Consider the following 25,218-nt stretch of genomic DNA (forward strand, 5'->3'; position numbering starts at 1 on the left):
TCAGGACGTTTATTTTGCCAGCGTCAAACCGGCCAGACGCACGATGCCGTCCGGGTACGGCTTAAAGCCCTGCACGCTTTTGTTCAGGCCAAAAATGCGCGGCTCGAAGTAGAGGTAGGCAATCGGCATGTCGGTCTGGAGTTGCTTCACCACCTTGTCGTACAGCGGCTGGCGTGCGGCCTGGTCGGTGCTCTGACGCGCCTGAGTCAGCCATTCATCGATCTGCGCGTTACTGTAGCGGCCGTCGTTCAGGGTGCCTTTACTGTTGATAAAGCCGTAAATGCTGCCATCCGGATCCGGGCGCCCCGACCAGCCGGAGAAGCTCAACTGGTAGTCACCGCTCTGCTGGCGATCCAGCAGCGTGGCGAACTCGGTCATTTGCAGGTTCAGGTTAAAGCCCGCCTCTGCCACCATCGCCTGCAATACCTGTCCCACCTGCTGCGAGGTTGGGTTGTTTGGCACCAGCAGATTGACGCTCAGCGGCGTGGTCACACCGGCGGCTTTCAGCAGCACTTTGGCTTTATCGACGTCGCGCGGCGGGACCGGCAGGTTAACGTGGTACGGGCTGACCGGTGAAAACGCCTGATTTGCCGGGGTGTAGAGCCCTTCAAAGACCACCTGGTTTAACGCATCGCGATCGATTGCCTGAGAAAACGCCTCGCGCACGCGGGCATCTTTGAACGGATCGTTGGCCGGCACCTTGCCGTTGTTAATATTGAAGGTGATCCCCTGATAGCCCAGACCGGTGACCTTCGCCAGCGCCAGCTTGCTGTCGGCTTCGACGGTTTTGACGTCGCTGGCGGCAATGCCCTCGGTCAGGTCAAGATCGCCCGCGCGCAGGTTCGCGAGACGCACGGAGGCATCCGGGATCGGCAGATAGATGATTTTGTCGAAGTGATAGGCGTCTTTGTTCCAGTAGTTGTCGAAGCGGGTCAGAACGATGCGGTCCTGCGACACGCGGCTGTCGAATTTGTATGGACCGGAGCAGACGGGATGGGCGGCAAAGTCAGGCTTTTTCGCCGCATCGGGTGCCATCATCGCGCCCGCGCGGTCGGTGAGCTGCATTAGCAGCGCGGCATCCGGTGTTTTCAGGTGCAGCGCAATCTGCATCGGGCCGGTGACCTCGACCGATTCAACGGATGAGATCTCGCTTTTACGCAAGGAGCCTTTGAGGGTCAGGGCGCGGTCGAGGTTGTATTTTGCCGCAGCGGCATCAAATTTTTCACCGTCGTGGAAGGTCACACCTTCGCGTAGATCCATAGTCAGCGTTTTGCCATCTTCGCTCCAGGCCCAGGATTTTGCCAGACCCGGCACCACTTTCAGGTGCTCGTCGACGTCCACCAGCCTGTCGCACAGGGAGGCAAACACGAAACGGCCATAGTAGGTGCGCGCCAGATGCGGGTCGAGCATATCCGGGTCGGCCCCCAGGCCGATCCGCAGCACGCTTTCAGAATGGGCGGGCAGCGCCGCGCCAAGCAACATAACACTTCCCAGTACGGTCAAAAGAGAATTACGCATTGTCATTATCATGAGTTCCTTGAAGGAAGGGAGGAGTGAGTGGCCGCGTGTTCAAACAGCGCGCGGCGGCGCAGAAAAGCGGCGGATGGCGGTGCGATCTGGATAACGCTGCGATCGCGATTGATCTCCTGCCAGCGATGGCAAGCAACCTGACGTCCGCCGTCGAGCACCTGATTAATCGGCTCGATCTGGCGGCATTCATCTGTAACGTAGGGGCAACGGGTGTGGAAACGGCAGCCGGACGGCGGGTTAGCCGGGTTCGGTAAATCACCCTGCAACAGCGGCGTATCCCGCGCTACGCCTGGCTGCATTTGCGGCGCTGAGGCAATTAACGCCTGGGTATAAGGATGCAACGGTGCGTCGAAGATGTCGTCGACGGTGGCCAGCTCGACGATTTGCCCAAGATACATTACCGCCACGCGGTCGCTCATATGACGGATAACCGCCAGCCCGTGGGCGACGATCACCATCGTTAGCCCCAACTGGTGCTTCAGGCTTTCCAGTAAATTAACCACTTGTGCCTGAACGGAAACGTCCAGCGCAGAAACCGGCTCATCACCAAGCAGCAGCTTTGGGCCTGATGCCAGCGCGCGCGCAATGCCGATACGCTGGCGCTGCCCGCCGGAAAATTCGTGTGGATAACGCCCGGCCCAGGCTGAGGGCAAGCCGACCGTCCTGAGTAGCTCGGAGACGCGGTACTGGCGATCCGTTTTTTTCATGTTCTGATGCAGCCACAGCGGCTCACCGACAATTTGCTCCACCGTCATGCGCGGGTTCAGCGAAGCGAAGGGATCCTGAAAGATGATCTGTAGCTCACGCCGGAGCTGGTTCAGACGGGCGCCCGAGGCGTGGGTGATCTCCTCACCCTGATAAAATACCCGCCCTTCGCTGGCGCCTAGCAGGCGCAGCAGCAGACGACCAAGGGTGGATTTCCCGGAACCCGACTCGCCGACAATTGCCAGCGTTTCGCCAGGCATCACCGACATCGAAACTCGGTCGACAGCGGTGACAAAGCGGGCCGGCGTAAACAGTTTTTTCGGGCCGGGGAAAAGCTTGCTCAGATCGCGGGCTTCAAGAATGGGCATGGTCATGCGGTCTCTCCCAGGGCAATGTGGTGTTCGAGCGGCACGCGGAAGCAGGCAACCTGATGGCCCGTACCGAGCGTAGTGAGCGGTGGTTTTTCAGCATGACAGCGCGTCTGCGCGAAGGGACATCGGGTGGCAAAGCGGCAGCCTTGAGGCATGGATTCCGGCAGCGGGACCGATCCGGGAATAGTTGATAGCTGGCCTTTACGCGCACCCATAGAAGGAAGGGAACCCATAAGGCCAATGGTATAGGGGTGCTGCGGATCGGCAAACAGGGCTTCAACACTCCCCTGCTCCACTACCTGTCCGGCATACATCACCGCCACCTGCTGCGCGACTTCAGCCACCACGCCTAAATCGTGGGTGATCATCAGCACCGCCGTGCCCGTTTCTTCTTTTAAAGTATTGAGCAGGGAGAGAATTTGCGCCTGAATGGTCACGTCCAGAGCGGTAGTGGGTTCGTCAGCAATGAGTAGTTTGGGATGGTTTATCAGCGCCATCGCTATCATCACGCGCTGGCGCATACCGCCGGAAAGCTGATGCGGGTAAGCCTTAAGGCGCATCTCTGCGGCCGGGATCTGCACCTTCTCCAGGATCTGTAGCGCAACCGTCATCGCCTCAGCCCGGGAGATCGTTTGATGGCGCATCACCGCTTCACTGAGCTGATCGCCAAGCGTGAAGGCCGGGTTGAGCGAGGTCATGGGCTCCTGGAATATCATCGCCAGCTCGCTGCCGCGCAGATCGGCATACTCCCGCGGCGAGAGCTTGCGCAGATCCTGGCGGCGGAAATTCATCTCCCCGCTGACGATCCTGGCGCTGGCAGGTAATAACCCCATCAGCGCCAGGGAAGTGATGCTTTTACCGCAGCCGGACTCGCCTACCAGCGCCAGCGTTTCTCCCGCCCTGACCGTCAGCGAGATATCGTCGAGCACGCTCACCGGCGAGCCCGCGAATTTAACGTTGAGGTTTTGCAGCCGCAGTACGGGCGTGGAGTCCTTAAAGGGTATCGTCGTCATAGCGTGGAATCGTCCTCAAGGTGGATAGCCTGAATCAGGGCGGTTTGCAGGCTGAGCAGGTGTTCGCGCATGGCGGCAGCTGCTTCATTAGGCTGGCGATGAATAATCGCTGACATGATTTTGTGATGGTGGTCGTTGTAGCTATCGACACGTTCAGGGGTGCGGGCAAGTTCGCGTAAATGCTGCCAGCCAGGCTCCCGGCGGACGGCATCTATCGCATCAAAAAGCCCAAGCATCAGGCGGTTACCTGCTGCCTCCGCAATGGCGCGGTGGAAGGCGCTATCCCACAGTTCGTTGAGATCGCGGTCATCCGGGCTGACCTTATTAATGCGTTCCAGCATACGCTGCATGAGCGCGAGGTTTTCCCTGGTGGCACGCAGTGCCGCAAGTCGGGCTAAGCCGGGTTCGAGCTGTAGTCGAGCTTCCATGACTTCCAGCAGGTTGGTTTGCTGAACCAATCCCTGAAGCGCCAACGGCTCAACCGGGGCAGATGGACCAATGAAGGTACCCTTGCCCTGCTTGCGCCAGATACGCCCTTCCTCTTCCAGCACGTCCAGCGCGCGACGCACTTCACGTCGGCCTACGCCGAGAGTGTCCGACAGCTCACGTTCAGTGGGCAGCGGAATGCCTGGTGTTGACTCGTGCTGGTTGATAAGCCCGCGCAGCTGCTCAAGCGCGGTACTGGAATTAGCTAAAAACCGTGAAGGCTTTTCCATATTGGTTCGCTCGCTTTCATCATTGCTTTATTTTTATTAATAATAAGTTATTGATATGACGCAGAACTTAACGTGCTAGTAATTAAGCAATTAACGAACCAATAGCGTATTGGTTCGTTAATTTTCTGAAAAATGATCGGTAACCGAATGATTTCCTACCAATTATTTTACATAATTATTACATAAGAAGATGGGCGCGAAGGTAAGGATGAGCAAAAAACGCACAAAAACAGTGCAAATAATGTACTAAAATCGTGCATTTGTTAATAAAATGCACCGTATTTATTAACTTTTTGTTAATGGAAATAAAAAGAGGAATAAACAATATTCGAGGGACTATAAAACGACGAAAGCCTGAATCATTTCTGACTCAGGCTTTCTGAATAGTGGCGGAACGGACGGGACTCGAACCCGCGACCCCCTGCGTGACAGGCAGGTATTCTAACCGACTGAACTACCGCTCCACTGTTCCCGTTTGGGGAACGAGGCGAATATTACGGTTTGCCTCTGAACTCGTCAACGCTTTTTCTCAGGTTTTGAATCGTTTGCTGCAAAATTCACCCAAACGGTGATTTAACAAACGTTTCAGCACATTTTCACGTGCGCCACAGACAGCTTCCGCCCTTCTTCTGCACTAAATCGAGACGAGATTCATGGTTCATCAGTTCTTTATCACTGGCTAAAACAACCCGCAGGCGATTCGCCTGACGCACAATGCGCTGAATTCCCCCTTCATCCCGCGTCTGCTGGGATTCATTTTCCATACTGAATTTCATCGACGTTTGCCCGCCGGTCATGGTCAGGTAGACATCGGCCAGGATCTGGGCATCGAGCAACGCGCCGTGCAGCGTTCGCTTGGTGTTGTCTATCTCATAGCGAGAGCACAGGGCATCAAGGCTGTTACGCTTGCCGGGGAACATCTTCCTTGCCAGCGCCAGGCTATCCGTGACTTTACAGAACGTATTCGTCTTCGGAATATCACGGTTGAGCTTGCTGAACTCATAGTCCATAAAGCCGATATCGAACGACGCGTTATGAATGACAAGTTCCGCACCTCTGATGTAGTCGAGAAATTCATCTGCGACGTCGGCAAAGGTGGGCTTATCCAGCAAAAACTCATCGGCAATTCCGTGAACGCCGAACGCTTCCGGGTCCACCAGCCGATCGGGTTTAAGGTAAACGTGGAAGTTGTTGCCCGTAAGGCGACGGTTCACCACTTCAACGGCACCAATCTCAATGATTTTGTGCCCTTCGTAGTGGGCGCCAATCTGGTTCATACCGGTGGTTTCGGTATCAAGAACAATCTGGCGAGTAATTGCAGTGCTCATAGCGGTCATTTATGTCAGACTTATCGTTTTACTGAACGTTTCAAATACAGGAAGTCTACCAGAGATGCGTAAACAGGTAGAAATTTTCACCGATGGATCTTGTCTCGGTAACCCAGGGCCCGGCGGCTATGGCGCCATTATGCGCTATCGCCAGCATGAAAAAACATTTAGTGAAGGCTATTTCCTGACCACCAACAACCGCATGGAGTTGATGGCGGCCATCGTGGCGCTGGAAGCGTTAAAAGAACATTGTGACGTGGTGTTGAGTACCGACAGCCAGTATGTCCGCCAGGGCATTACCCAATGGATCCACAACTGGAAAAAGCGGGGCTGGAAAACGGCAGAGAAAAAACCCGTCAAGAATGTCGATCTCTGGAAGCGTCTTGATGCCGCCCTCGGTCAGCACGAAATCAAATGGGAGTGGGTAAAGGGGCACGCCGGTCATCCTGAAAACGAACGCTGTGACGAGCTGGCTCGCGCGGCGGCATCCAACCCGACCCATGAGGATGCAGGTTATCAACCTGAATCCTGATCACGGTTTTTTGTACTGCCGCGTGGCCCCCACGGTCTGGCGGATCCGCGTTTTTGATTTGCTTTGCTTCATCGGGTTGAGCGTAAGGGGGATCGTCCTCTTACGCGCGACAATAAATTGCATGCAGCCCAGCGCGGGTAAATGGGTGCTTAATAAGACCCCGCCTTTACGCGTCCAGGGGATGACCTGAAAACCCCCGTAGCTTAGCACTTCGAAATTTAACAGTGAAAGCCAGTCCAGCTGGCGCATCATGGTAAACATCCTGCTGTTATAAGGCGGCGTGCGACGCAGAACGGGCGTCAGTTTACGTAGCCCCATCAGACTCAGCGGATTAAAACCGCTCAGGATCAGCCAGCCGTCATCAATCAAAACGCGGTCGGCTTCCCGCAGCAGACGATGGGGATCGCTGCACCAGGGCAGCGTGTGGGCGAGCAGACAGGCATCAATGGATTTTTCCGCAAACGGCAAATGCAGCGGATCCGCTTTCACCTGAACCGGGGAGCCATTAAGCGATACGCTAACCTGATGCGAGATAGCGCAGCTTTCGGTATTGATTTCTGCGCTCAGATTGCCAATCTTAAGCAGGTGAAAACCATACATTTTCGCGAGCCAGGGTTTAAGCTGAAGTTCTAAGGCCTCGCGATAATATTCACCCCAGGGCAACTCTGCCCAACGTTCCGGTGGTGCGACAGTCTGAGGTATCCTTGCCGGTTTCATCAAAACACCCGCCACGCTATAAGAGGTAATGCATGAATCTTATCAGTATTTCCGCCTTTCAGGACAATTACATCTGGGTTTTAGTCGACGACGATCGCAGATGCATCATTGTTGATCCAGGCGAATCCGCACCGATCCTGCACGCGATTAAAGAAAACGGCTGGCAGCCGGAGGCGATCCTTCTTACCCATCACCATCACGATCATGTCGGCGGTGTTCCCGATCTCCTTGCACGCTATCCCCATCTACCCGTCTACGGACCAGCAGAGACACAGGATAAGGGTACAACGCAAGTTGTCGAAGAAGGCGAAAGTATCCTCATCCTCGGGTGGGAGTTTTCCGTATTTGCTACGCCAGGTCACACTTCCGGGCATCTCTGTTTCTACAGCAAACCTTATCTGTTTTGTGGCGACACGCTGTTTTCTGGCGGCTGTGGAAGGCTGTTTGAAGGCACGCCAGAACAGATGTATCAATCTTTACAAAAAATTAATGCGCTGCCAGCCGAAACCGTAATTTGTTGCGCACATGAGTATACATTAGGGAATATGAAGTTTGCTGCAAGCGTGCTGCCTGAGGATCGGGCGATTCAGGATTATTACCAGAAAGTGAAGGAGTTACGTGCAAAAAACCAAAAAACACTCCCCGTAATTCTGAAAAATGAGCGACAAATAAATTTATTTTTAAGAACTGATGATGTTGATTTAATTAATAAAATTAATCAAGAAACAAATTTGTTACAACCTGAAGCGCGATTTGCATGGTTAAGGTCAAAGAAAGATAACTTCAGATAATTGCGGGTTGCCTTTTCAAAATTTCGCCGTTATCATCGCTCGTCTTTTAAGCAACTATTGACACACACATGAAGGCAAAAGCGATATTACTCGCCTCTGTCCTGCTTGTAGGTTGCCAGTCACAAAACGGCAGCAACGTACAACAGCACGCACAGAGCCTTTCTGCGGCTGGTCAAGGGGAAGCAGGGAAGTTTACGAGTCAGGCGCGATGGTTGGACGATGGGACATCCTTCGCGCAGGAACAAGACTTGTGGGCCTCTATTGGCGACGAGCTAAAGATGGGAATTCCGGAAAACAGCCGGATTCGCGAACAGAAACAGAAGTATTTGAGAAATAAGAGCTATCTCCACGATGTAACATTACGGGCAGAGCCGTATATGTACTGGATAGCCGGGCAAGTTAAGAAACGTAACATGCCTATGGAACTGGTACTACTACCCATAGTGGAGAGCGCTTTTGACCCGCACGCGACGTCTGGCGCCAATGCAGCAGGCATCTGGCAGATCATTCCGAGCACAGGGCGAAATTATGGTTTAAAGCAGACCCGCAACTACGATGCGCGTCGTGATGTTGTCGCTTCAACGACAGCCGCTCTCGACATGATGCAACGTCTGAACAAGATGTTTGACGGCGACTGGTTATTGACCGTCGCGGCGTATAACAGTGGTGAAGGTCGTGTACTGAAGGCAATGAAAGCGAATAAAGCGCGTGGAAAATCCACAGACTTCTGGTCGCTCTCACTGCCACAGGAAACAAAGATTTACGTACCGAAAATGCTGGCACTGGGCGATATTCTCAAGAACAGCAAACGTTACGGTGTACAACTGCCAACACCAGACGAAAGTCGTGCACTGGCGCGTGTCCGCCTCAGCAGCCCGGTTGATATTCAACAGGTTGCCGATATGACGGGTATGTCGGTAAGTAAGCTTAAAACCTTTAATGCAGGTGTTAAAGGCTCCACGCTGGGCGCTAGTGGCCCTGGCTATGTGATGGTTCCGCAGAAACATGCGGAACAGTTACGAGAGTCTTTAGCTTCGGGTGAAATTGCAGCCGTTCAGTCCACGCTGATCGCTGATACGTCGCCTGTAAGCAGCCGCAGCTATAAGGTGCGTTCAGGTGATACGCTTTCAGGTATTGCATCACGTCTTGGCGTGAATGCGAAAGATCTCCAGCAGTGGAATAATCTGCGCGGATCTGGTCTGAAAGTGGGTCAAACGCTGACCGTAGGTGCAGGTAGCAGCGCACAGCGTCTCGCTAAAAACAGCGATAGCATTACCTATCGCGTACGTAAAGGCGACTCGCTGTCCAGTATTGCTAAGCGTCACGGCGTAAACATCAAAGATGTGATGCGCTGGAACAATGATACTGACAACCTGCAACCTGGCGACCAGCTGACGTTGTTTGTGAAAAACAGCGCTACGCCAGATTCCTGATAGTACGATCGCTTGTTAAAAAGGCACCGATTCCCCTCGGTGCCTTTTTTATTTATCCCGCTTTTTGCGCTTCAGCCATAATGGTGTCGCTGGTAAACGAACCATCGTCATGCAGTTCAAAGTACGCCTTCACGTCAGCAGAGGCGCTCTCCTGATACAATCGGATCGCCTGAGTCAATGCCTCGGGTGTGCGCATCCGTGCAATCCATGATGTGAACTCCAGCGGCAAACGGTCGGTTATCAATGAGCGTGAAATCAAGCCGGCTTCGGTGATAAACGTAAGCCACTCTCCACTGGAGTAGTTTTGCACGTGCGAGGTATCACGCAGCGCTTCAACCGTCTGGAGCCAGATATTTCGTACCGGATGTCCGGGAGACATCACGTCCATGATGATGAAGATTCCGCCCGGTTTGAGCACGCGTTTCACTTCCCGTAATGCCTGCCCCACATCATGCCAGTGGTGTGCAGAGTAACGGCTAATCACAACCTCAAACGACGCATCCTCAAAGGGTAAAGATTCAGCGTAGCCCTGGCGCGTCGTGACGTTATTCAGCCCTTTCGCTTTCGCCGCTTCAGCAACCACATCCAGCATCTGGCTCGATAAGTCATATGCCGTCACCTGAGCAACCTGCTGTGCGGCGGTAAAACTGGCGTGCCCCGCCCCGCAGCCTAAGTCCAGCACGTGCGCGTCAGGAAACGCGGCGAGCCGTTCGCCGAGACGTACCAGATCGCGGCCAGAGGCGTGCACGGCGCTGCTCAGGTAGGCACTTGCCTGAGAACCAAACTGTTTTTCGACGTTGTCATGATGGGAGTGTGTTGTTGTCATGTTGCTGTCCTTTTATGGGTTAAAAAATAAAGGGCAGCACCCGCACAGGCCTGCCCCACGGCAGACCTGACGCACCATTATTTATCAGGTTTGCCGGGACTGAATTCAACTAGTAGAGGATTATGATCGGAGGCGCGCGTCACCAGAACGGAGGCGTCGTGCACGCTTAAACCCCGATAGAATACAAAATCGAGAGGACGACCAAACGCTTTCTTGCGCTGGTCATCGTTAAAACGAACTTCACGCAGCGACATTTCACGCGCGAAGCGGTACAACGCGTTCATACGCGGACGGCTCCAGGCATTGAAGTCCCCGGCCATAATGATCGGCCCACTGTGATGAGCAATCTGATCGCCAATGGGTAGTAACTGCTTACTGTACACATCAACACCCAGGCTGAAGTTCACCGCATGAATGTTTACCACCATCAGCAGACGGGTGTCGGGCAACGGATAGACCGTGACCAGCGCCGATTTTGCCAGACGCAGGATTGGCTCACGTTCACGCAGCGGGCAGCAATAGACCGGATGTGCGGCTGAAAGGGTCATCACCCCAGAAGGATGCTGTGGCAGAACAAAGGCAGGCACCTGATCGGCTGCAAGATAGTTTGTCGTTGCAAATCTGACCAGCTCAGGCGTGGTTTGCGCCTCCTGTAACAGAACCAGATGCGCATCTTTACCAAAATTTTTAAGTACGGATAACCACTCCGCACGCTGTTGTTTAAAGATGTTCCACACCAGTACGCGAATTTTTTCGTCACTGCTTAATGGCGTGCCCGCTGGTAATGCCTGACCCAGGCTCGCAAACGACCCCGGAGGCAAGATCCTCTCCGCGGGCATTCCGGCAACATAACGCATGGCATAGGTATTTTTTCGCACTTTTGGAAACGACCTCTGTAACATGAACCAGCCCGGAAAACGGACTGGTTCTAATGTTATAGGGATTTTAGGTCACACTTTCAACGCAATTACTGAGAAACCGCTTTCCAGTTTTGTAAGCAAGCACTTACTGATACTTATCCAAGCGCGATACGAGCGGGTTTATCAAGTCGTCCACTCAGACCAATAAGCAGGAAAGCGACAAGCACAATTACCGCACCAATCCATGGCGTTTGGGTTAATCCAACGTGTTCAACCGTCTGCCCGCCGATAACCGATCCGAGTGCGATACCGATATTGAATGCGGCGATATTCAGGCCGGATGCGACATCCACCGCATTGGGCGTATAGCGTTCGGCTTTCTGTACAACATAGACCTGCAATCCCGGTACGTTACCAAACGCGAATATTCCCATAACCAACACAGTTACCAGCGCTGCGTATTGTATCGACGCGGTGAACTGGAAAATCATCAGCAGGACAACCAGCGCGGCGAAGATAAATTTTAGCGCCGGTACCGCACCATGCTTATCTGCAAGCTTGCCGCCCCAGATATTGCCGATTGCGACGGAGATACCGTAGCCCAGTAAAATCCAGCTCACTGCGCCCGGAGAAAAACCAGCCAGTTCCTGCATCATCGGTGCAAGGAAAGTGAACGCAGTGAACACACCTCCATAACCCAGAGCCGTAACGGCATAGATCAGCAGCAGGCGCGGGTGTGTCAGAACCTTAACCTGATCGCTCAGGCTGGCGCTCGCGCGCCCCGGAATACTGGAGGGCACCAGTAGCAGGCTGGCTACCAGAGCAATCACGCCCAACAGCGATACCGCGAGGAAGGTTTCTCGCCAGCCAAAATGTTGCCCAATAAACGTTCCTAACGGCACGCCGGTGACCAGCGCGACGGTTAAGCCGCCAAACATAATCGCAATGGCTGACGCCGCTTTCTCTTTTGGCACCAGGCTGGTTGCAATCGTGGAACCGATGGAGAAGAAGACACCGTGCGCGAGGCCAGTCAGCAAACGGGCAATGACCAGGGTAGTGTAGTCCGGAGCCTGCCACGCCAGAATATTGCCGGCGGTGAAGAGCACCATCAGGGCAACTAACAGTTGTTTACGTGGAAAGCGTCCAGTCAGTGCGGTCAGCACAGGCGCCCCAACAGCGACGCCTAACGCGTAAATAGATACCAGCAGCCCGGCAGAAGGCAGCGAAATGGCGAGTTGTTCAGCAATAGTGGGAACAAGTCCTACAATAACAAATTCGGTCGTGCCAATTGCGAAGGCACTGATCGTCAGGGCAAGAAGCGCCAGTGGCATAAATACTCCGTCTCTTCAGGATTAAGATGACAGGCAGTATGCGCCAGTGTTTAAATAACAAAAATGGTTAGAATCTCAATAGAATTTTGCGGATGATGCAATAATGAAAGCCACATCGGAAGAACTGACTATCTTTGTTGCCGTTGTTGAAAGCGGCAGCTTCAGCCGTGCGGCCGAACAGCTCGGGCAGGCGAACTCCGCCATCAGCCGTTCGGTGAAAAAGCTGGAGATGAAGCTCGGGGTAAGTCTGCTCAACAGAACAACGCGGCAGCTCAGCCTGACGGAAGAAGGTGAACGTTATTTTCGCCGCGTACAATCCGTTTTGCAGGAGATGGCGGCAGCTGAGACGGAAATAATGGAGTCGCGTAGCACTCCGCGTGGATTGCTACGCATTGATGCGGCGACGCCGGTCGTGCTTCATTTTCTGATGCCGTTAATCAAGCCATTCCGGGAACGTTATCCGGAGATGACTCTGTCCCTGGTCTCTTCAGAGACGTTTATTAACCTGATTGAGCGTAAAGTTGATGTGGCGATCCGCGCGGGAACCCTGACGGATTCAAGTTTACGCGCTCGCCCACTGTTCACCAGCTACCGCAAAATTATCGCGTCACCGCAATATATTGCAGAGCATGGCAAACCGGAGACCGTTGAGGAGCTGAAGCAGCACCTGTGCCTGGGCTTTACGGAACCTGTCTCGCTGAACACCTGGCCCGTGGCCTGTCATGACGGACAACTTCATGAGATCACTTGCGGACTTTCGTCTAATAGCGGAGAAACTCTGAAACAGCTTTGTCTTGAAGGAAATGGGATCGCCTGTTTATCAGACTATATGATTGATAAGGAAATAGCTGCGGGTCAGCTTGTAGAACTGATGGCTGACAAACGCTTACCTGTAGAGATGCCTTTTAGCGCAGTGTATTACAGTGACAGAGCGGTAAGTACGCGCATACGCGCTTTTATCGACTTCCTTAGCGAACATATAAAAACAGCTCCCGGAGGAGCTGTGTGAGGGTTTAAGGGTACAGAGGAAGGGCTTTTATTAATCCCAGTCTGGTGCTAACCCTTCCGGGCTGACCAGACGATCGTTGCATTCCAGTGCAGCGATCGCGTTTTTATCTTCATCATCAAGCTGGAGATCCCGCGCTAACAGGTTACTTGCCAGGTTTTCACGTTTGGTTGAAGACGGGATCACGGCATAGCCCTCACCCATCGCCCATGCCAGGATCACCTGTGCGGCTGTCGCATTGTGTTTTTCAGCGATGCGTGCAATCACTTCATCTTTCAGCGCCTTACCATATGCCAGCGTCATGTACGAGGTGATGTGAATACCATGCTGTTTCGCCCATTCCACGACTTTGTGGTTTTGCAGGTAAGGAGAGAGTTCAATCTGGTTGGTGGCAATATTTTCTTTACCCACTGCGGCAATGGCCCTTTCCATCAACGGGATGGTGAAGTTAGAGATGCCAATTTTACGCGTTAAGCCCTGCTCTTTCGCTTCCAGCAGCGCCTGCATGAACTCCTCCACAGAGACGGCATCGTCAGATGATGGCCAGTGGATCAGCGTCAGATCAACATAGTCAGTACACAGCTTTTTCAGACTTTCCTTCAGGCTTGGGATCAGCTTGTCTTGGCTGAGATTCTCAATCCAGATTTTAGTGGTGATGAAAAGTTCGTCGCGCGGTACGCCACTCTCTTCGATGGCCTGGCCTACGGCAGCTTCGTTATCATAAATCTGCGCCGTATCAATAGCACGATAGCCCAACTCAAGTGCGGTTTTAACAGATGCGATAACAACGTCGTCTTTCAGGCGGAAAGTGCCCAGACCCAGTGCAGGGATAGTCATATGATTCCTCAATCGTTATGTTCATAAACTGAGGAGAATTATCGCTGTAGTTGTTATGCCGAAAAAGATCGTGAACCGCAGAGGATTTTTGCTAATTTCGCAACAATCAAACGACAGATAAGAAAAAAGCCCTGAGCGTTAGCTCAGAGCTTTTAATAAGTGGCGGAACGGACGGGACTCGAACCCGCGACCCCCTGCGTGACAGGCAGGTATTCTAACCGACTGAACTACCGCTCCACCGAATACTTCTGTAACCACCGGATTAATGCACCGGCTTACTACTTAATTTGATGCCTGGCAGTTCCCTACTCTCACATGGGGAGACCCCACACTACCATCGGCGCTACGGCGTTTCACTTCTGAGTTTGATGCTCAATGAATTAAACTTCGTAATGAATTACGTGTTCACTCGTTGAGACTTGGTATTCATTTAGTGTCCGAAGACATTAAGAATCCATGTCACTTTGAGTGCCCACACAGATTGTCTGATAAATTGTTAAAGAGCAGTTGCGACGCGCTTCAGCGCTCTGTCGCGAGGTGGCGTATATTACGCTTTCCTCTTTCAGAGTCAACCCGTTATTTCAGGATTTTTTCTCTTCAACCGACCGGGTTGTCTGTGAAGTGATTCACATCCGCCGTGTCGATGGAGGCGCATTATAGGGAGCCGCCGAGGAATGACAAGCGGAAAAATGCATTTTTATTTCAACCGCTCACCTTTTCGCCAAAACGCCTATTTTTGGTGCTTTTTAATCTCTTTTGGCAGTTCTGCCAGACTCGTTATCACCCAGTCGGCTGCATTTTCTGCTTCTGGGGTGACCGGTTTACCGGTACGCACTAATACCTTGGTACCTACACCTGCCGCCGCTGCTGCCTGCATATCTTCCAGTTTATCGCCCACCATATAAGATGCGGCCATATCAATGTGCAGGAATTCCTGTGCAGAGATAAACATGCCCGGGTGTGGCTTACGGCAATCACAGGTCTGACGATACGCCTCTACACTTCCCTGCGGGTGATGCGGACAATAATAGATGCCATCAAGATCGACGCCACGATCGGCCAGAGACCAGTCCATCCATTCCGTCAGCGTCTCGAATTGCGCTTCGGTGAATTTACCCCGGGCGATACCGGACTGGTTAGTTACCACCACCAGCGCATAGCCCATCTCTTTCAACTGGCGCATGGCATCTATTACGCCCTCGATAAATTCGAACTCATCAATCTCATGGACGTAACCGTGATCCACATTAATAGTGCCGTCACGATCGAGAAAAATTGCGGGTACAGATTTTGCCACCGGTTTGCTCCTGAAAAAGTCTTGTTCAGCTAGTATCTCATGAATCGCAGCGCAATAAAGTGCTCATCGCACAGAGGTGGATTGATTTAGACGTCTGGATGCCTTAACATCCATTTTGTTTACGGTCATTCCCCGTATCTGGCAGAAGAAAATGCCACGGCTAACTTACTTACGATAAAAATAATCTAATGATTAAACTTTCCAATATCACCAAAGTGTTCCAGCAGGGGAACCGAACCATTCAGGCGCTGAACAACGTCAGCCTGCATGTGCCTGCTGGTCAGATTTATGGCGTCATTGGCGCATCGGGTGCGGGTAAAAGTACGCTGATCCGTTGTGTTAACCTGCTTGAGCGCCCAACCCAGGGCAGCGTAGAAGTTGGCGGCCAGGAGCTTACCGCTCTCTCAGAAAAAGAACTCACCAAAGCGCGTCGCCAGATTGGCATGATTTTCCAGCACTTTAACCTGCTGGCATCCCGCACCGTGTTCGGCAACGTTGCCCTGCCGCTTGAGCTGGATAACACGCCGAAAGAAGAAGTTACGCGTCGCGTCACCGAACTGCTCGACCTTGTTGGTCTGGGCGACAAGCATGATAGCTACCCGGCAAATCTGTCCGGTGGGCAAAAACAGCGTGTGGCCATTGCCCGCGCGCTGGCAAGCAATCCTAAGGTGCTGCTGTGCGATGAAGCCACCAGCGCGTTAGACCCGGCCACTACGCGCTCTATTCTGGAACTGTTAAAAGACATTAACCGTCGCCTGGGCCTGACGATTCTCCTTATTACGCATGAAATGGATGTAGTGAAACGCATCTGCGACTGCGTGGCGGTCATCAGCAACGGTGAGCTGATTGAGCAGGACACGGTGAGTGAAGTCTTCTCGCACCCGAAAACGCCGCTGGCTCAGCAGTTCATTCAGTCCACACTGCATCTGGATATTCCGGAAGATTATCTGGAACGTTTAAAAACAGACGCAACGCCTGACAGCGTCCCGATGCTGCGCATGGAGTTCACGGGCCAGTCCGTTGACGCACCGCTGCTGTCCGAAACCGCGCGTCGCTTTAACGTGAATAACAACATTATTAGCGCGCAGATGGACTACGCCGGTGGCGTGAAGTTCGGCATTATGCTGACGGAAATGCACGGCACACAGGAAGAAACCCAGGCGGCAATTGCCTGGCTGCAAGAACATCACGTAAAAGTAGAGGTACTGGGTTATGTCTGAGCCGATGATGTGGCTACTGGTTCGCGGCGTTTGGGAAACGCTGGCAATGACCTTCGTATCGGGCTTCTTTGGTTTTGTGATTGGGCTGCCGGTCGGCGTGCTGCTGTACGTTACGCGCCCGGGTCAAATTATTGAAAACGCGAAGCTGTATCGCACGCTCTCTGCGCTGGTGAACATTTTCCGGTCTATTCCGTTCATTATTCTGCTGGTGTGGATGATTCCGTTTACGCGCGTGATCGTCGGGACGTCGATTGGTTTGCAGGCGGCTATTGTCCCGCTGACCGTTGGCGCGGCACCGTTTATCGCCCGTATGGTGGAAAACGCCCTGCTGGAAATCCCAACCGGCCTGATCGAAGCTTCCCGCGCTATGGGTGCGACGCCAATGCAGATCGTTCGCAAAGTTCTGCTGCCAGAGGCGCTGCCTGGGCTGGTGAACGCAGCAACCATCACGCTTATCACCCTGGTCGGTTATTCCGCAATGGGCGGCGCCGTAGGTGCCGGTGGTTTAGGCCAGATTGGATATCAGTACGGCTATATTGGCTATAACGCTACCGTAATGAATACCGTTCTGGTATTGCTGGTTGTGCTGGTTTACTTAATTCAATTCTCTGGCGATCGTATCGTCCGGGCTGTTACGCATAAATAACGTTACAAACAACACAAACTCGACGAGTTAAGGATATAACATGGCGTTTAAATTTAAGACCTTCGCAGCAGTAGGCGCACTGATTGGCTCGCTGGCACTGGTGGGTTGCGGTCAGGACGAAAAAGATCCAAACCACATCAAAGTAGGCGTTATCGTCGGTGCAGAACAGCAGGTTGCTGAGGCCGCGCAGAAAATCGCTAAAGAGAAATATGGCCTGGACGTTGAACTGGTGACCTTCAACGATTACGTTCTGCCGAACGAAGCGCTGAGCAAAGGCGACATTGACGCTAACGCCTTCCAGCATAAACCGTACCTGGATCAGCAGATCAAAGATCGTGGCTACAAACTGGTTGCTGTCGGTAACACCTTCGTTTACCCGATTGCCGGTTACTCCAAGAAAATTAAATCTTTGGATGAACTCCAGCCGGGTTCACAGGTTGCCGTCCCTAACGACCCAACCAACCTTGGCCGTTCCCTGCTTCTGCTACAGAAAGTGGGCCTGATTAAACTGAAAGAAGGCGTTGGCTTGTTACCGACCGTTCTGGACGTAACCGAAAACCCGAAAAATCTGAAAATTGTTGAGCTGGAAGCACCACAGCTGCCACGTTCTCTGGACGATGCGCAGATCGCCCTGGCCGTGATCAACACCACTTACGCCAGCCAGATCGGCCTGACCCCAGCGAAAGATGGCATCTTCGTTGAAGATAAAGATTCCCCGTACGTCAACCTGATCGTGACTCGCGAAGACAACAAAGACGCGGAGAATGTGAAGAAATTCATACAGGCATATCAGTCTGAAGAAGTGTACCAGGAAGCCAATAAGGTGTTTAACGGCGGCGCGGTTAAAGGCTGGTAATCTCCCGGCAGTGTAATATCATCAAGACGGGCATTTGCCCGTCTTGTCATTTGTGCGGTCAACTGCTTCAATATCTGACGTTTTGATTATCCACTGAGGAATTATTATGCGTGCTTTACCGATCTGTTTTTTAGCACTGATGCTGAGCGGCTGTTCTATGCTAAGCAGATCTCCTGTTGAACCTGTTCAAAGCACTGCAACCCCGCCAAAAGCGGAGCCAGCAAAACCGAAAGCGCCTCGCGCTGCGCCGGTACGTATTATTACCAAAGCCGACGAGCTGGTCGGTAAGCCATTCCGTGAACTGGGCGAAGTGAGCGGCGAATCCTGCCAGGCAACGAATCAGGACTCCCCACCCAATATTCCGACAGCCCGCAAGCGTATGCAAATCAACGCGTCGAAAATGAAAGCCAACGCGGTGCTGCTGCACAGCTGCGAAGTCACCAGCGGCACACCAGGTTGCTATCGCCAGGCGGTATGTATCGGTTCTGCGCTTAACATTACGGCGAAATGAGTTCATTTCAGTTCGAGCAGATAGGCGTTATCCGCTCCCCTTATAAAGAAAAGTTCGCCGTGCCGCGTCAGCCGGGTCTGGTCATTAACGGCGGCGGCGAGCTTCATCTTGTCGCGCCGTATAATCAGGCCGATGCAGTGCGCGGGCTTGAGGCGTTCAGCCATTTATGGGTGGTCTTTGTATTTCACCAGACCATGGAAGGCGGCTGGCGTCCCACCGTGCGTCCGCCTCGTCTGGGCGGAAATGCCAGAATGGGTGTCTTTGCCACCCGCTCAACCTTCCGTCCCAACCCCATCGGGATGTCGCTGGTCGAGCTGAAAGGCATACGTTGTCAGAAAGATCAGGTGATCCTGGAGTTAGGTAGCCTTGACCTGGTTGATGGCACGCCGGTCATAGATATTAAGCCTTACCTGCCCTTCGCCGAAGCGCTGCCGGATGCCCGGGCAAGCTATGCTCAGGACGCACCGCAGGCAGATATGCCGGTTCACTTCACGTCTGAAATTACAACGCAAATCAGCGAGCTGGAAAAGCGTTATCCTCGCCTGCGTGACTTTATCGTTGAAGTGCTGGCCCAGGACCCCCGTCCCGCCTACCGCAAAGAAGAGGAAGCCGGGAATACGTACGCCGTCTGGCTGCTGGACTTTAACGTGCGCTGGCGCGTGACTGCGGCGGGTTTTGAAGTGTTTGCCCTGGAACCCAGGTAATTTTGTTCTCCTCTCTTTTGGCATCTTTGCCACACTGGTAAACTAAACCACTTTTTTTGTGTCAGGCTGGTGTTTCAGCCTGTTCCAATCGTCGAAATGGAACCGTAACAACATGCGTACTAGCCAATATCTGCTCTCCACTCTGAAGGAGACACCTGCCGACGCCGAGGTGATCAGCCACCAGCTGATGCTGCGCGCCGGGATGATCCGCAAGCTGGCCTCCGGGTTATACACCTGGCTGCCGACCGGCGTGCGCGTCCTGAAAAAAGTCGAAAACATCGTGCGTGAAGAGATGAACAACGCCGGTGCTATCGAGGTGTTAATGCCGGTCGTTCAGCCCTCTGAACTGTGGCAGGAGAGCGGTCGCTGGGAGCAGTACGGTCCTGAACTGCTGCGTATTGCCGATCGTGGCGATCGTCCATTCGTTCTCGGTCCAACGCATGAAGAAGTGATCACCGATCTGATCCGTAACGAGCTGAGCTCTTACAAACAGCTGCCGCTGAACTTCTTCCAGATCCAGACTAAGTTCCGTGACGAAGTGCGTCCACGCTTTGGCGTCATGCGTTCTCGCGAGTTCCTGATGAAAGATGCTTACTCTTTCCATACTTCTCAGGAATCGCTGCAAGAGACCTACGACAAAATGTACGCGGCCTACAGTAAAATCTTCTCCCGCATGGGGCTGGATTTCCGTGCTGTACAGGCTGATACCGGTTCAATCGGCGGTAGCGCCTCCCATGAATTCCAGGTTCTGGCGCAGAGCGGCGAAGACGATGTGATCTTCTCTGACTCCTCTGATTACGCCGCGAACATCGAATTTGCAGAAGCGCTGGCACCGAAAGAACCACGCGGCGCGGCAACGCAAGAGATGACGCTGGTTGATACGCCAAACGCGAAAACTATCGCCGAGCTGGTTGAGCAGTTTACTCTGCCGATCGAAAAAACCGTGAAAACCCTGCTGGTGAAATCGGCTGAAGGTAGCGCTTATCCACTGGTTGCCCTGCTGGTACGAGGCGATCACGAGCTGAACGAAGTGAAAGCCGAGAAGCTGCCGCAGGTTGCCAGCCCGCTGACCTTCGCAACGGAAGCGGAGATCCGCGCCGTGGTGAATGCAGGTCCTGGTTCTCTGGGTCCGGTGAACATGCCTGTTCCGGTGATCATTGACCGCACCGTTGCGGCGATGAGCGACTTCGCTGCGGGCGCAAACATCGACGGTAAACACTACTTCGGCATCAACTGGGATCGTGACGTGGCGACGCCGGAAGTGGCTGACATCCGTAACGTGGTCGCAGGCGATCCAAGCCCGGACGGCAAGGGTACCCTGATGATCAAACGCGGTATCGAAGTAGGCCACATCTTCCAGCTGGGCGATAAGTACTCGCGCGCAATGAACGCTGCCGTTCAGGGCGAAGATGGCCGTAACCAGGTTCTGACCATGGGCTGCTACGGCATTGGCGTAACGCGCGTTGTTGCTGCCGCTATCGAGCAGAACTATGACGAACGCGGAATCGTCTGGCCGGATAACATCGCGCCGTTCCAGGTGGCGATCCTGCCAATGAACATGCACAAGTCTTACCGCGTGCAGGAGCTGGCTGAGAAACTCTACGCTGAGCTGAGCGCGAAAGGTATCGACGTGCTGATGGATGACCGTAAAGAGCGTCCTGGCGTGATGTTTGCTGACATGGAACTGATCGGTATTCCACACACCATCGTCATTGGCGACCGTAACCTCGACAGCGACGAGATTGAATACAAATACCGTCGCAACGGCGAAAAACAGATGATCAAGACGGGAGATATTCTTGATTACCTGGTGAAAGCCATCAAAGGTTAAGAAACAAAAAACCCCGCCAGTGCGGGGTTTTTTAATGGCTATATCTTATTTGCTTCCGCAGTCTTTCCCCGCAGCAAACTTCGCATCTTTATCTGCCACCAGCGTTTTCACCAGCTCGCCGCTATCCGGGTTTGGCTCCAGCGTAAAATGCCCTTCAACCGTCAGCAACACTGGCTTACTGTCGTTGCCGCGCGCGACGGCATAGTCTCGCTCCAGCTGGGCATTGTTCGCCACGCTGACTTTCTTCCCGGTTGCACAGTCAGTGAAGATCGCCGCATCCGCCATGTAGAAATACATCCCTCGCATCGCCATTGGGGTGGCTGGCAGGGTCGCTTTCACCGGGGCCAACGTGTAGTTGAACTGGGATTCAATCGGATTGCCTTCGCGATCGAGCATCTCCATCCCCTCGCCTTTGGCGCGGAAGAAGGTTTTATCGCCCGTGGTATCCGTCAATACCAGCTTCTCAGCCGTACGCGCCCATGTTCCGTAAGATGCAAAAGAAGACGGTTCTTTCGCCCCCTGGTAACGCTGGTTCATGACCCAGGTGCCATCTTTTTGCAGGAACAGAGAGGTTTCGATGCCCTCGCAATCTGCACACGGTAATACGCCGCGCCAGCTTTGCTGCATCGGCTTTAATTCTTCATTTTGCGTTGGCTGTAGTACCTGCGTTTCTGAACGGTTATTACAGCCAAAAAGCGCGAACAGGCTTGTCACGGCCAGCGCTGATAATAATGCTTTTTTCACAATACTTTCCTTATGAAAAAGGGTATCCCTTTCGTCACATTATGGGTGACGGACTTTGCCACGCAGTGATTTTACGGTGGATTTCTGCGCCTTCGATGACAACCGACGTTCTTTCGATGCCCGCGTTGGACGTGTTGCCCGGCGACTTTTTTGTACAGCCGTCAGCTCTTTGATGACCGCGACCAGCCGGGCTATTGCCGCTTCCCGGTTAAGCTCCTGGCTGCGATACTCCTGCGCTTTAATCACCATCACACCCTCGCTGGTGATCAGGTGATGGCTGGCGGCAAGCAGGCTTTCTTTATAATACTCTGGCAGGCTGGAGGCCCGAATGTCAAAGCGCAAATGGATAGCCGTTGAGGCCTTGTTAACGTGCTGTCCCCCTGCTCCCTGGGCCCGGATGGCGGTGATCTCCAGCTCGTTATCAGGGATGCTGACGTTTCGGGACAATACAATCATGATGCGGGCTGCCAGGCCGTGAGATGAATTTCCAGATTATTCTGAGAACCGGAAAGCCAGATGGCGCCGTCCTGAATCGTCGCCTGTAGCGCCATCGTCCGGCTGGCGAACGCACTCAGCTGCGCCAGCTGTTCATCATCCAGATACCAGACGGTAAGATTTTTGAACTGCGCACATTTATTTTTATTTTGTTGCCACCAGATCTCCGCCGCTCTCTGGTTGTAGGCAAACAACGCCACTTCAGCAGACTGGGTACAGGCCTTTTTGATCCGGCGTTCATCCGGCAGGCCAAGCTCAATCCATAAATCGATACCCAGATGATCGTTGCGCAGCCAGGCTTCCGGTTCATCTTCCGCGCTTAAACCACGGGTAAATTGCAGACGCTCGTCGGCATACTTAATCCACGCCAGCAGGCGCAGCATCATGCGCTCCTGGGTTTCAGAAGGGTGACGCGCCAGCGTCAATGACGCATCCAGAAACTGGTTACGGTCAAGATCCGCCACATTGACCACAGCTTTATAAATTGTCGCTTTCAGCGCCATGAGAGAACTCCTTTCGAATCAGGCATACATTGTAGCGAAAACCGCGGCAAAAGGCTGTTACGAGGTGGTGGCGCCCTCTTATCAAGGCGCTGATATTGCTTAAATGAGTATGGTATAGTCACCTTGCTAAACCGAGTTTAACTTCGTAGGCTTAATGATATCTCACAGTAAGTCAGTACGCTGGCAGGAGGTGATGTGAATAATTATTGTGAGTTGATTCGCAGACGGTATGCGGAGATCGCCAGCGGAGATCTGGGGTACATTCCGGATGCGTTGGGCTGTGTATTGAACGTGCTAAATGAAGTGGCCTCTGATGAGAGCCTTTCTGAATCGGTCAGGGAAAAAGCAGCGTATGCTGCGGCGAATTTACTGGTGAGCGATTATGTCGATGAATGATACCTATCAACCCATCAATTGTGATGACTATGACAACCTCGAACTCGCCTGCCAGCATCATTTAATACTGACGCTGGAGCTAAAAGATGGCGAAGTGCTAAAGGCAAAGGCCAGCGATCTGGTTTCCCGTAAAAATGTGGAATACCTGGTTGTGGAAGATGCAGGTGCAACGCGTGAGCTACGCCTCGACAAAATTGCCAGTTTCAGCCATCCGGAAATCGGCACCGTTGTGGTGAGCGAATCCTGATAACCAACGGGCAGCCAGGCTGCCCGTTACGCTTTCCATTCAAAATTAACACCCGCTTCAGCCCACCCCTCTTCAGTGATGAACACCTCTGCCGCCGCGATGAGCGTGTCGCCGTAAAACAGAAGCGGCGTGGTATCACGTCGCCAGGGCGGAACGTTCTGTTCCTGCCAGATTTTCTTCAGCTTACGCCCGCCGTTACGCCCGACGATATGCAGCATGCCGCTGGCCCTGAAGCGTATAGTGACGTTCTCGTCCGGCTCAGGTAGACGCACATTGCCCGAATGGCTTAACGCAACGACACCGGCATTCATCGGTAGCGTTAATGCTTTTTCCGGCGACGGCCAGTCGAGCACAACGTCAGCCAGCGACGGCACAGATTTTACCCACCAGAGTTGCCCTTTATAGCGCCTGACGTCATAACCATTCAGGTGTATACACGGGGCGGCATCTTCCCTCGCCTGTGCAACTTCCTCCCAGATACGGTTGAGCATCGCCCGGGACGGCATAACCGCATGGTGGTAAGCCAGCCAGCGACGAATCAGAGCAGCCCGACGCACGGGGCTCATCACCTTCAACGGCGCAATGTTCAGGGCACCGTCAGCGGTAGTCAGCGTATCCAGCTCCTCGCTCAGCAACTCATCCAGCAAGCTTTCCTGTTCAGCACACAGCATGGCGCTTCTGGCCGCCGCTTCGGAAAAATGCGCCCAGCGCTCACTCAGCAGCGGTAAGACGCGCAGGCGCAGGAAGTTACGGTCGTAACTGTCGTCCTGATTGCTCTCGTCTTCAATCCAGCACAGATGATGCTGCTGCGCCCAGGCTTCCAGTGATGCGCGCGTCTCACCCAGCAGCGGGCGGATGAGCTCTGTTTCAGCAAAATCTGCGCGCTCAGGCATGGCAGATAATCCCGCAGGCCCGCTGCCCCGCTTGAGCGCCAGTAAAAACGTCTCGCACTGGTCGTCCAGATGCTGCGCGGTGACCAACGCTTCTCCAGGCTGTAATGCGCCGGAAAACGCGGCGTAGCGGGCTTTCCGCGCCTGCGCCTCAATACCCAGCCCCTCATCCTCAAGCGTGACGCGTTCAACGATCAGCGGGATTGCCCACCCTGAACACACCGCTTCGCAGTGCGCTACCCAGTCGTCGGCATGGGGGCTTAAGCCGTGATGGATATGCATCGCCCGCAGCTGGACGTCAGGCTCACGGTCGCGCCAGAGCTTAAGGCGGTGCAGCAAAACGGTGGAATCCAGGCCACCGCTGAACCCCACCAGCAGCTGGCGATAGGGTGAAACGGCGTGCGCGATAGCAGGTAAGGTCATAGGAAATTACACATAAAAAATGCCCGAACTGAACGGGCATTATCACACATGACGGCGATTACTGCTGGTAAAGCTCCAGCGGCAGGCCGTCCGGATCGTTGAAAAAAGTGAAACGTTTATCGGTAAAGGGATCGACACGAATCGCTTCGCAGGCCACGCCGTGGGCTTCCAGATGTTTTACCGCGCTGTCCAGGTCATCGACGCTGAAGGCCAGGTGGCGCAGGCCGCAGGCTTCCGGGCGTGAAGGACGCGCTGGCGGGAAAGGAAAAGAGAACAGTTCAATCACATATTGTCCGTTTAACGCCAGATCGCCTTTCCAGGAGTCGCGCTCCTCACGGTAAGCCTCGCTCAACAGCGTAAAGCCGAGAACGTCGCAGTAGAATGCCTTACTTTTCGCGTAATCGGTGGCAATGATCGCAATATGATGAACCGCTTTTAAACCCAGCATAGTTTCTCCTT

At 53.5% G+C, this 25,218-nt stretch carries 28 protein-coding genes and 2 tRNA genes; 12 read left to right on the forward strand and 18 right to left on the reverse strand.

The window, feature by feature from the left end; genetic code table 11:
• Positions 1-9: 9 nt before the first annotated feature.
• The 6 genes from H2Z33_RS03660 to dnaQ form a co-directional block, all read right to left on the reverse strand.
• On the reverse strand, positions 10-1,524 hold the full coding sequence (locus H2Z33_RS03660) for an ABC transporter substrate-binding protein (protein ID WP_074133828.1): 1,515 nt from the start codon (positions 1,522-1,524) through the stop codon (positions 10-12).
• 2 nt (positions 1,525-1,526) lie between these two features.
• Positions 1,527-2,609 (reverse strand): ABC transporter ATP-binding protein, encoded by a 1,083-nt coding sequence (locus tag H2Z33_RS03665; protein ID WP_015571384.1) that lies wholly within the window; start codon positions 2,607-2,609, stop codon positions 1,527-1,529.
• Positions 2,606-3,619, reverse strand: coding sequence for an ABC transporter ATP-binding protein (locus tag H2Z33_RS03670; protein WP_015571385.1), 1,014 nt, complete (start codon positions 3,617-3,619; stop codon positions 2,606-2,608). The genes H2Z33_RS03665 and H2Z33_RS03670 overlap by 4 nt, the downstream gene beginning before the upstream one ends.
• On the reverse strand, positions 3,616-4,335 hold the full coding sequence (locus tag H2Z33_RS03675) for a FadR/GntR family transcriptional regulator (protein WP_015571386.1): 720 nt from the start codon (positions 4,333-4,335) through the stop codon (positions 3,616-3,618). Before H2Z33_RS03675 ends, H2Z33_RS03670 begins: the two co-directional genes overlap by 4 nt.
• A gap of 387 nt (positions 4,336-4,722) precedes the next feature.
• A tRNA-Asp gene (locus H2Z33_RS03680) sits at positions 4,723-4,799 on the reverse strand.
• Between the two features lie 132 nt (positions 4,800-4,931).
• A complete protein-coding gene (gene dnaQ, locus H2Z33_RS03685; RefSeq protein WP_072202378.1) occupies positions 4,932-5,663 on the reverse strand; it encodes a DNA polymerase III subunit epsilon in 732 nt (243 codons plus the stop codon).
• Between dnaQ and rnhA the strand changes: the two genes are divergently transcribed.
• Positions 5,617-6,195 (forward strand): ribonuclease HI, encoded by a 579-nt coding sequence (gene rnhA / locus H2Z33_RS03690; protein WP_160840538.1) that lies wholly within the window; start codon positions 5,617-5,619, stop codon positions 6,193-6,195. The two genes, dnaQ and rnhA, sit on opposite strands and share 47 nt — an antisense overlap.
• On the opposite strand, the gene H2Z33_RS03695 is transcribed toward rnhA, so the two are convergent.
• Positions 6,196-6,912, reverse strand: a complete 717-nt coding sequence (locus tag H2Z33_RS03695; RefSeq protein WP_017383714.1) for a class I SAM-dependent methyltransferase — start codon at positions 6,910-6,912, stop codon at positions 6,196-6,198.
• 32 nt (positions 6,913-6,944) lie between these two features.
• Here H2Z33_RS03695 and gloB point away from each other — a divergent pair, with 32 nt between their 5' ends.
• Positions 6,945-7,703 (forward strand): hydroxyacylglutathione hydrolase, encoded by a 759-nt coding sequence (gene gloB, locus H2Z33_RS03700; RefSeq protein ID WP_015571389.1) that lies wholly within the window; start codon positions 6,945-6,947, stop codon positions 7,701-7,703.
• Between the two features lie 68 nt (positions 7,704-7,771).
• On the forward strand, positions 7,772-9,136 hold the full coding sequence (gene mltD, locus H2Z33_RS03705) for a murein transglycosylase D (RefSeq protein WP_032671409.1): 1,365 nt from the start codon (positions 7,772-7,774) through the stop codon (positions 9,134-9,136).
• Between the two features lie 52 nt (positions 9,137-9,188).
• Here the strand turns inward: mltD and H2Z33_RS03710 are convergent, their stop codons facing one another.
• The 3 genes from H2Z33_RS03710 to H2Z33_RS03720 form a co-directional block, all read right to left on the reverse strand.
• Positions 9,189-9,962, reverse strand: coding sequence for a class I SAM-dependent methyltransferase (locus H2Z33_RS03710; RefSeq protein ID WP_015571390.1), 774 nt, complete (start codon positions 9,960-9,962; stop codon positions 9,189-9,191).
• A 77-nt stretch (positions 9,963-10,039) separates the two neighbouring features.
• Positions 10,040-10,840: an endonuclease/exonuclease/phosphatase family protein gene (locus H2Z33_RS03715; RefSeq protein ID WP_026080641.1), complete on the reverse strand. Its 801-nt coding sequence runs from the start codon at positions 10,838-10,840 to the stop codon at positions 10,040-10,042.
• Between the two features lie 137 nt (positions 10,841-10,977).
• A complete protein-coding gene (locus H2Z33_RS03720) occupies positions 10,978-12,153 on the reverse strand; it encodes an MFS transporter (protein WP_017383719.1) in 1,176 nt (391 codons plus the stop codon).
• 103 nt (positions 12,154-12,256) lie between these two features.
• Here H2Z33_RS03720 and yafC point away from each other — a divergent pair, with 103 nt between their 5' ends.
• Complete coding sequence (gene yafC / locus H2Z33_RS03725; protein ID WP_015571393.1) at positions 12,257-13,162, forward strand: DNA-binding transcriptional regulator YafC; 906 nt, start codon at positions 12,257-12,259, stop codon at positions 13,160-13,162.
• Positions 13,163-13,192: 30 nt separating this feature from the next.
• Here the strand turns inward: yafC and dkgB are convergent, their stop codons facing one another.
• From dkgB to gmhB, 3 genes are all read right to left on the reverse strand, one after another.
• Positions 13,193-13,996 carry a 2,5-didehydrogluconate reductase DkgB gene (gene dkgB / locus H2Z33_RS03730; RefSeq protein ID WP_063135468.1) on the reverse strand — a complete coding sequence of 268 codons (804 nt, stop codon included), beginning with the start codon at positions 13,994-13,996 and terminating at the stop codon, positions 13,193-13,195.
• A gap of 160 nt (positions 13,997-14,156) precedes the next feature.
• A tRNA-Asp gene (locus H2Z33_RS03735) sits at positions 14,157-14,233 on the reverse strand.
• A gap of 493 nt (positions 14,234-14,726) precedes the next feature.
• Positions 14,727-15,293 (reverse strand): D-glycero-beta-D-manno-heptose 1,7-bisphosphate 7-phosphatase, encoded by a 567-nt coding sequence (gene gmhB, locus H2Z33_RS03740; protein ID WP_017383733.1) that lies wholly within the window; start codon positions 15,291-15,293, stop codon positions 14,727-14,729.
• Positions 15,294-15,481: 188 nt separating this feature from the next.
• On the opposite strand from gmhB, the gene metN reads away from it, so the two are divergent.
• From metN to proS, 6 genes are all read left to right on the forward strand, one after another.
• The gene (gene metN, locus H2Z33_RS03745) at positions 15,482-16,513 is read left to right on the forward strand and encodes a methionine ABC transporter ATP-binding protein MetN (RefSeq protein ID WP_006810022.1); all 1,032 of its coding nucleotides are present in this window, start codon (positions 15,482-15,484) and stop codon (positions 16,511-16,513) included.
• Entirely contained in the window at positions 16,506-17,159 is a 654-nt protein-coding gene (locus tag H2Z33_RS03750) for a methionine ABC transporter permease MetI (RefSeq protein ID WP_003856130.1), read from the forward strand. The genes metN and H2Z33_RS03750 overlap by 8 nt, the downstream gene beginning before the upstream one ends.
• 40 nt (positions 17,160-17,199) lie before the next feature.
• A complete protein-coding gene (gene metQ, locus H2Z33_RS03755; protein WP_003856132.1) occupies positions 17,200-18,015 on the forward strand; it encodes a methionine ABC transporter substrate-binding lipoprotein MetQ in 816 nt (271 codons plus the stop codon).
• A 106-nt stretch (positions 18,016-18,121) separates the two neighbouring features.
• Positions 18,122-18,526, forward strand: coding sequence for an Rcs stress response system protein RcsF (gene rcsF, locus H2Z33_RS03760; protein ID WP_015572735.1), 405 nt, complete (start codon positions 18,122-18,124; stop codon positions 18,524-18,526).
• Entirely contained in the window at positions 18,523-19,230 is a 708-nt protein-coding gene (gene tsaA / locus H2Z33_RS03765) for a tRNA (N6-threonylcarbamoyladenosine(37)-N6)-methyltransferase TrmO (RefSeq protein ID WP_015572734.1), read from the forward strand. The genes rcsF and tsaA overlap by 4 nt, the downstream gene beginning before the upstream one ends.
• Positions 19,231-19,342: 112 nt before the next feature.
• Complete coding sequence (gene proS / locus H2Z33_RS03770) at positions 19,343-21,061, forward strand: proline--tRNA ligase (RefSeq protein ID WP_032647317.1); 1,719 nt, start codon at positions 19,343-19,345, stop codon at positions 21,059-21,061.
• A 45-nt stretch (positions 21,062-21,106) separates the two neighbouring features.
• Here proS and nlpE read toward each other — a convergent pair whose 3' ends face one another.
• From nlpE to H2Z33_RS03785, 3 genes are read right to left on the reverse strand one after another with little or no spacing between them, the layout of a single operon-like run.
• Positions 21,107-21,805, reverse strand: coding sequence for an envelope stress response activation lipoprotein NlpE (gene nlpE / locus H2Z33_RS03775; RefSeq protein ID WP_063135050.1), 699 nt, complete (start codon positions 21,803-21,805; stop codon positions 21,107-21,109).
• Between the two features lie 39 nt (positions 21,806-21,844).
• The gene (arfB, locus tag H2Z33_RS03780; RefSeq protein ID WP_006810027.1) at positions 21,845-22,261 is read right to left on the reverse strand and encodes an alternative ribosome rescue aminoacyl-tRNA hydrolase ArfB; all 417 of its coding nucleotides are present in this window, start codon (positions 22,259-22,261) and stop codon (positions 21,845-21,847) included.
• A complete protein-coding gene (locus tag H2Z33_RS03785) occupies positions 22,258-22,803 on the reverse strand; it encodes a YaeQ family protein (protein ID WP_048973684.1) in 546 nt (181 codons plus the stop codon). The genes arfB and H2Z33_RS03785 overlap by 4 nt, the downstream gene beginning before the upstream one ends.
• A gap of 195 nt (positions 22,804-22,998) precedes the next feature.
• Here H2Z33_RS03785 and H2Z33_RS03790 point away from each other — a divergent pair, with 195 nt between their 5' ends.
• Positions 22,999-23,199 carry a YaeP family protein gene (locus H2Z33_RS03790; RefSeq protein WP_003856146.1) on the forward strand — a complete coding sequence of 67 codons (201 nt, stop codon included), beginning with the start codon at positions 22,999-23,001 and terminating at the stop codon, positions 23,197-23,199.
• On the forward strand, positions 23,186-23,446 hold the full coding sequence (gene rof / locus H2Z33_RS03795; RefSeq protein WP_003856148.1) for a Rho-binding antiterminator: 261 nt from the start codon (positions 23,186-23,188) through the stop codon (positions 23,444-23,446). The genes H2Z33_RS03790 and rof overlap by 14 nt, the downstream gene beginning before the upstream one ends.
• 26 nt (positions 23,447-23,472) lie before the next feature.
• Here rof and tilS read toward each other — a convergent pair whose 3' ends face one another.
• Complete coding sequence (tilS, locus tag H2Z33_RS03800) at positions 23,473-24,759, reverse strand: tRNA lysidine(34) synthetase TilS (RefSeq protein ID WP_047062365.1); 1,287 nt, start codon at positions 24,757-24,759, stop codon at positions 23,473-23,475.
• Between the two features lie 58 nt (positions 24,760-24,817).
• Positions 24,818-25,207, reverse strand: a complete 390-nt coding sequence (locus H2Z33_RS03805) for a VOC family protein (protein WP_003856151.1) — start codon at positions 25,205-25,207, stop codon at positions 24,818-24,820.
• Between the last annotated feature and the right edge of the window lie 11 nt (positions 25,208-25,218).

The sequence above is a fragment of the Enterobacter sp. YSU genome (assembly GCF_016082135.1).
GTDB classification, from domain to species: Bacteria; Pseudomonadota; Gammaproteobacteria; order Enterobacterales; family Enterobacteriaceae; genus Enterobacter; species Enterobacter hormaechei_C.